The sequence below is a fragment of the bacterium genome, from assembly GCA_016873475.1.
Taxonomy (GTDB): domain Bacteria; phylum Krumholzibacteriota; class Krumholzibacteriia; order JACNKJ01; family JACNKJ01; genus VGXI01.
Genome location: VGXI01000192.1, coordinates 1 through 5,884, shown reverse-complemented (window position 1 = coordinate 5,884; position 5,884 = coordinate 1). Strand labels below are relative to the sequence as shown.

Annotated in this window: 6 protein-coding genes; 2 read left to right on the top strand and 4 right to left on the bottom strand. The window is 67.9% G+C overall.

From position 1 onward, the window contains the following. Nucleotides 1–735: 735 nt before the first annotated feature. The 4 genes from FJ251_12765 to FJ251_12750 all read right to left on the bottom strand — a co-directional run bounded on the left by FJ251_12765 (nucleotide 736) and on the right by FJ251_12750 (nucleotide 3,599). Nucleotides 736–1,398 carry a hypothetical protein gene (locus FJ251_12765; protein ID MBM4118580.1) on the bottom strand — a complete coding sequence of 221 codons (663 nt, stop codon included), beginning with the start codon at nucleotides 1,396–1,398 and terminating at the stop codon, nucleotides 736–738. A gap of 38 nt (nucleotides 1,399–1,436) precedes the next feature. Continuing rightward, nucleotides 1,437–2,084, bottom strand: coding sequence for a hypothetical protein (locus FJ251_12760; GenBank protein ID MBM4118579.1), 648 nt, complete (start codon nucleotides 2,082–2,084; stop codon nucleotides 1,437–1,439). Between the two features lie 205 nt (nucleotides 2,085–2,289). Continuing rightward, the gene (locus tag FJ251_12755; protein MBM4118578.1) at nucleotides 2,290–3,300 is read right to left on the bottom strand and encodes an IS3 family transposase; all 1,011 of its coding nucleotides are present in this window, start codon (nucleotides 3,298–3,300) and stop codon (nucleotides 2,290–2,292) included. Between the two features lie 14 nt (nucleotides 3,301–3,314). After that, nucleotides 3,315–3,599, bottom strand: a complete 285-nt coding sequence (locus FJ251_12750) for a transposase (GenBank protein MBM4118577.1) — start codon at nucleotides 3,597–3,599, stop codon at nucleotides 3,315–3,317. A gap of 223 nt (nucleotides 3,600–3,822) precedes the next feature. On the opposite strand from FJ251_12750, the gene FJ251_12745 reads away from it, so the two are divergent. Next, nucleotides 3,823–5,562 (top strand): hypothetical protein, encoded by a 1,740-nt coding sequence (locus FJ251_12745; GenBank protein MBM4118576.1) that lies wholly within the window; start codon nucleotides 3,823–3,825, stop codon nucleotides 5,560–5,562. Beyond that, nucleotides 5,543–5,884, top strand: a 342-nt coding sequence (locus tag FJ251_12740) for a hypothetical protein (GenBank protein MBM4118575.1), incomplete at its 3' end; no start/stop codon positions are given. The genes FJ251_12745 and FJ251_12740, both read left to right, overlap by 20 nt.

Sequence of the window (5,884 nt, the reverse complement as noted above, 5' to 3'; positions counted from 1 at the left end):
CCCCCGCAGCCACGGGGCGGAGAACCTCTGCGGCTACGATGCGCAGAACACGGAGCGCGTGAAGCGCTACCTGCACGGCGGCGCACACGGCGAGATCAGCCTCACCCAGGGCCCGGCCACCCTGGCCGAGCGCGGGGCGGCCTATCTCTTCTGTCGCTATCTCGCCGATCGCTGGCCGGGCAGCGCGTTCACCCGGAGCTTGATCGGGGGACCTGCGGCCGGGCCGGCCAACGTGGCCCAGGCGACGGGGACGAGCTTCGCTCAGCTCTTCAAGGACTGGGTGGCGGCGCTCTACCTGGACGACCGCGACCTGGACGGCGACGGCAGTGCGGACGACCTCGGCGAGGCCTACCGCTTCACGAGCCACAACATCCGCACCGACTTCCCCTACACGGGCGGCACGGCCGAGGCGCTGAGCATCCCGACGCTCTTCGCGAACGACCCGAGCTGGAGCAGCAGCCTGGCGCCGACGGGGATGGAGTATCTCCACGTCGGCGTGGCCGCGGGCCAGCAACCGCCGCCGGGCGGCGTGCTCGAGCTGGAGCTCAGCGGGACGAGCGACATGGGGGTCCTGCTGATCCGGATCGCGCACTGAGTCGTTCGCGGGAAAGACGGCGCGCGGGCGCAGGGGCTCGACCGCCGCTGCCACCCGCCGAAACGGCAAAAGCCCCCTTCCACAGGAAGGGGGCTTCCGTCTTGAAGAATCGCTGTTGCCGCGCGGGCGCCCGCGATGGGCTAGTACAGCGCGCGGATCTGGCTCAGGCTCGTCGACTCGGCGGCCACGGTCTCCGTCGTCACGGTCTCCGTCGTGAAGATGCGGCCGGCCCAGCGCGTGTGGTAGCCCGGCGGCACCTGCACGCCCGCATTGGCGGAGATGCCGTTGAAGATCTGCCACTCGAGCATCGCAAGGTCGCCCAGCTCGGCCAGACGGCTGCCGCCCGTGAAGGTGCAGTAGCCGTTGAAGGTGCCGACGCCCGTCATCGTGTTGAACAGGATGACGGCGGTGGACACGCTGCCCGTGAGGGCGGCCGTGCCGTCGCTACCCGTGGCGATGCCCGTCGCCGGGCTGGCCCCGTAGTCGAGGTCGAAGTCCGCGTCCTCGTAGACGCCGATCGTGCCGCCAGCGAACTGGTAGGTGCGGAAGATGCTGACCTGCGTGTAGCTCGTCAGCACCATGTCCCGGATCACCCAGGTCACCTGGAAGCCCGTGTAATCGAAATCGAAGGGCGGGTTCTCCGGCTGCAGGGGCTCGAAGAGCCCGACGCCGCCGGCGAGAGACCCGGGCGTATTCCCCTCGATGTAGCCGTAGCCCTGCTTCAGGAAGTTGTAGATCGTGTCAGCGGAGGCAGGGACCGCCATCAGGAGGAGGAGCGCCACCCCGATGATCGCTTTTCTCATGCTGTGTCTCCTTAGCTGTGGTTTCACGGCCTCTGCTGTTAGTAGAGGGCCTTGATCTGGCTCAGGCTGGAGTTCTCCGTCGCAATGTACTCGACCCACACCTCACCGTCGAGCGAAAGGTCGTAACCCTCGGGGATGCCGGGGTTGTGCGGCGGGACGAGCGTGCCGCCGAAGGTGTAGGCCTCCTCCGTGAAGTAGGCGATCGCGCTGCCACCGGTCAGCGAGATGTGGCCCTCGAAAACGCCCATGCCGAAGTCGCGCCAGAGCGTCATCGCGAAGTCGGTGAAGGGCCCGCTGAGCCAAACCGTGCCGTCGAAGAAACTCGGCGGCGGCGTCGGAATGCTCGGGACCTCGGCCCACGAGGAGTTGAAGGACGCATCCTCGTAGATCGCGAAGCTGCCGAGGTTGTAGACGATCGTCGAGACGCCGCTGTTGAGGATCTCGCCGTTTGAGATCAGGCCCGTGACGACGAGCGTGTACTCGAAGTCGTCGGGGTAGTAGGGGAGCGCGCCGGGCGCGTCGATGCTGGTGATGCGCGAGATCAGGTGGATCTCGTCACCGGGATTCGAGAACTCGAAGCCGCCCATCTCGTAGCCGTAGCCCGAGAAGTGGATGATGATGTTCCCCTGGGCGAAGACGGCCGGAGCCCCCAGGGCGAGAACCGCGGCGGCAACGATTGCCATCATGAGCGATTTCTTCAAAGGACGACCTCCCAAGTTGAGATGCCCGAGAGCCAGTGAAGGGGTGGTGGCATGTCGATTCGTTTCGCTGGCTCGATGTTAGTCCCGACTGTCGCGCGACCCCACACCCAAGGACCCAAGTCGAACAGCGGTGCGCAGAGCCGAGCGTGCGATCAAAACCATCATCAGCTCCGGGTGCATACGGGCACGATTATACTGCCAGCCAGCACGCGCGACAACGGGATTCCCGACGCCACCACCCGCTCTTGCCCGAAATCATGCTCCTTCTTGCGCGCTGTCGGCGGTGCACCCCAAATCTTGGACAGGTCTGACCCCCGGCTATTGTGATCAGCGTTCGGGCATCAGGGCCCTGGCGACAGTCCACGGCGCCCGGTTGCCCAGCGCTGAGTGCCTCCTCCTGCGATTGTAGTGTCCGATCCGTTCGCCAACGAGGGCCAGCAGGTCCTCGAAGGTCTCCGCCTCGCTGAAGAGCGAGCCATTCTCTCCCTATGAAGCGGCTGTTGAAGGACTCCATCTCGGGGTTGTCCTTCGCGCCACGTAGAGCGTACGAGATCCGCACCTTGTCGCGCAACAGCAGCTGCCCAGTCCAGGCGTAGCTCGTGAAGACCGAGTCCTGGTCGTGGTGCATGATCATCTCCTCAACCGACCAGCCGAGTTCAGCCAGCGTCTCCTTGGCGAGCGCCCAGGCCATCAGCGCGATGTCCGTATTCGCTGACAGGCCGAGTGCCCACCCGGGCACCAGCTTCGTCGTGTGGTCGAGGATGGGAATCAGCCAGGCTTTCCCCTGCCGGAAGACCAGCTCGGTGAAGTCGGTGTAGCTGACGGCAAAGGGACCAATGTCCTCGAGCCCGGCGACGAGATTGGCCCGCGTGCCCGCGGCGAGAATCGTCCGCCGGATCGGGTTCGCCTTCGGCGCTGGCGGTCGCCGCAGCAGCGCCAAGCTCCAAAGCCGATTGAGCTTCTGAACGACCTTGTGGTTGACCGGCCGCTCGAGCCGCTCGCTGAGCTCGTCCGTCGCCCGCCGATAGCCGTACTCGGGGTAGTCCTCGGCGATCGCGAGCAACGGTGCCTTCAGCAAGGCATGCTTCTGCTCGTAGCCACGCTGTCGCTGGCGGCAATACCAGGTCGACCGCGGCAGGCCAATGGCCGTGAGCGCCGCGGAGAGCCCGAAGGCTGGCTGCACCTGCTGCACGAGCTCCACCTTCGCCTCCCGGGTTAGCTGCTGCGCCCCAAGAAGTTTTTTAAAAGGGCGATCTCGATCTCCTTCTTGCCCAGGAGCTGCTCCAGCTCGGCCAGGCGACGCTCACTTTCCCCGGCCGCGGCGTCCCGCGCGAAGAGCTCGGGGCCGCGCTCCAGGAACGTCTGCTTCCACTGGCTGATCGAGTTGGGATGAACCTGGTAGAGCTTGGCAAGCTGGCCGCTGGTCTTCTCGCCCCGGAGGGCTTCGAGCACGACCTGGAACTTCAGCTTGGCTGGGTAGCGACGTTTGCCTCTCGGCATGGGATGACCTCCTCGAAGCCGGCACTACGGTGCCGGACGGTTCGACCGGAGGTCAACGTCACAGTGACCCGATGTCCAAGATTAGGGGGTCAGCACCGTCCCAGTCCTGTGTCAGGCTGGCGGCGATTGCCAGCCTTTCGGCTTGACAGGGCCGGAGTCCGGATCCTAGATGATGGCCGGGCCGCCGCTGCCCCGGGGCCGTCTGGGAGTGGGATCTCGCCGTATGTCCTTGTCAAAGAAGCGGATCGTCTTCAGTAGCGCTCTCCCGCTGCTGCTCCTCGGTATCGCCGTGGCCCTTCCCGCGGCGCCTGTCTTCGTGACCGGCCCCTTCTATACCCGGGCCTTCTCGCCCAATGGCGATGGCGTTCGTGACACCTGTGTAATCAATTTCCTCGCATCGGGCACCAGCGACAGCCTGGACCTCATCCAGCTGGGCATCTATGCGGAGACGGCGGTGCCGCCGCACCCGGACAGCCTGCGAGCGGCGCCCCCGCCCCGCAGCCTGGTGACGCAGGGCCTGCGCACGCAGGCGGGGTACATCTGGAGCGGCCGGGCTGGCGACGACAGCGAGACGCAGCCGCTGCTCCCCGACGGATTCTACTATCTGCATATCCTGTTGCGGGAGGGCGCCGACAGCCTCTGGCTCGCCACGCCGATCCAGCTCGAGCTCAACACGGCCGGCCCCGATCTGGCGGCGCTGGCGCTCGAGCCCTCGCCCTACTTCACGCCCCTGCAGGACGGCGCCGACAGCGTCCTGCAGCTCCTCTTCAGCTCGGCGGACTTCGACACGCTGACGGACAGCGCGACGGCCAGCGTGCTGCGCGCCATGGAGGATGGCAGCTGGCTCGAGGTCACCGAGCTCGAGCGCGATCCCGGCTACGCCACCATCGCCGATGGCCTCGGCCGCTTCCGCCTGCTCTGGGACGGCCGGTACAGCGAGGCGGCCATCGTCGACGGCAGCTATCGTCTGCAGCTCACGCTCGGCGACGATGCGGGCAACCCGGCGGTGGGAGGCAGCGCCGACTGCAACCTCGACGCGCGCGCGCCCTCGATCAGCCTCGTCGATCTCGGCGGTCCGGTCGACGGCGGCCAGACCTTCGCCCTGCATCCCGACTCGCTGCCGGACTCCCTGGTCGTCCAGGTCAGCGATCGCAACGGCGTACTCACCTGCAGCGGCGCGCTCGACAGCACGGTGGTCTACGACCAGGCGGGCCGCCTCCTGCCGCAGTCCAGCCCCGGGACGCACTTCTACGCCTTCGACTTGCCGGCAAGCTGGGGAGCGCCCGGCGATCCGCTGGGCAGTCACCACTTCTACATCGACGCTGTCGATCTGCCCGGCAATCGCAAGGCCGAGCTCGGCAGCCCCTTCAATCTCACGCTGATCCTGGACGGGGAGGCGCCGCCCGTGCCGACCCTCGATCCCGTGGCGAGCGAGCAGATCCAGCCGCTCGTCACCCTGCGCGGGCACTGCGACGAGATCGCCATCGCCATCGAGCTGGCCGAGGACGGCCTCAGGGCAGGCAGCGCGGTGACGGACATCAACGGGCGCTTCACGCTGCCGGTCTTGCTCAGCCCGGGCAGCCACGTCTGGACGGCGACCGCCGTCGACGAGGCCGGGAATCGCTCGGCGCCCTCGGCCGGTCTCACGCTGCGCTACACGCCCGGACCTGCCCTGCGCATCCCGGGCCGCCTGCGCAGCGGCACGGGCGAGACGATCCAGATCAATACCCGCGCGCCGGCCACCGCGGTGATCCTGCGCGTCTACTCGCTCGACGGCGAGCTGCTGCGGCGCCTGGACGCCGAGGGCGGCCCCGAGCAGTTCAGCCTGCGCTGGGATCTGCGCGACGCCGGCGGGCGGGCCGTGATGGACGGCCTCTGCGTGCTCAACCTCGAGATCGTCTACGCCAGCGGTGAGCGCGAACACGAGCGAAAGGTGGTGGCGATTGTTCGCTCCACGCCCTAGGGCTCAGCGGCGCCGGCTGGCGCTGCTCCTCGTCCTCTTCGCGCTCCCGGCGACGCCGGCGGGCGCGGACTCGCCGGGCGGCAGCTTCCGCCTCTGGCCCTACAGCGCTCGCGAGCTCGCGATGGCCGACGCGGCCACGCTGCTCGCGCCGGGCCTGGAGTCCCTCTTCAGTCAGCCGGCCTCCCTGGTCGGCATCGACCGCTGGGAGCTGGGGCTCGGTCTGCAGCACCCACAGGGACTGGCGGGCCTCGAGCTGGCCTCCCTGGCGCTGGGCGCGGCGACCGGGCGTCGCCTGCCCGGCCCGGACGAGCGCACGGCGACC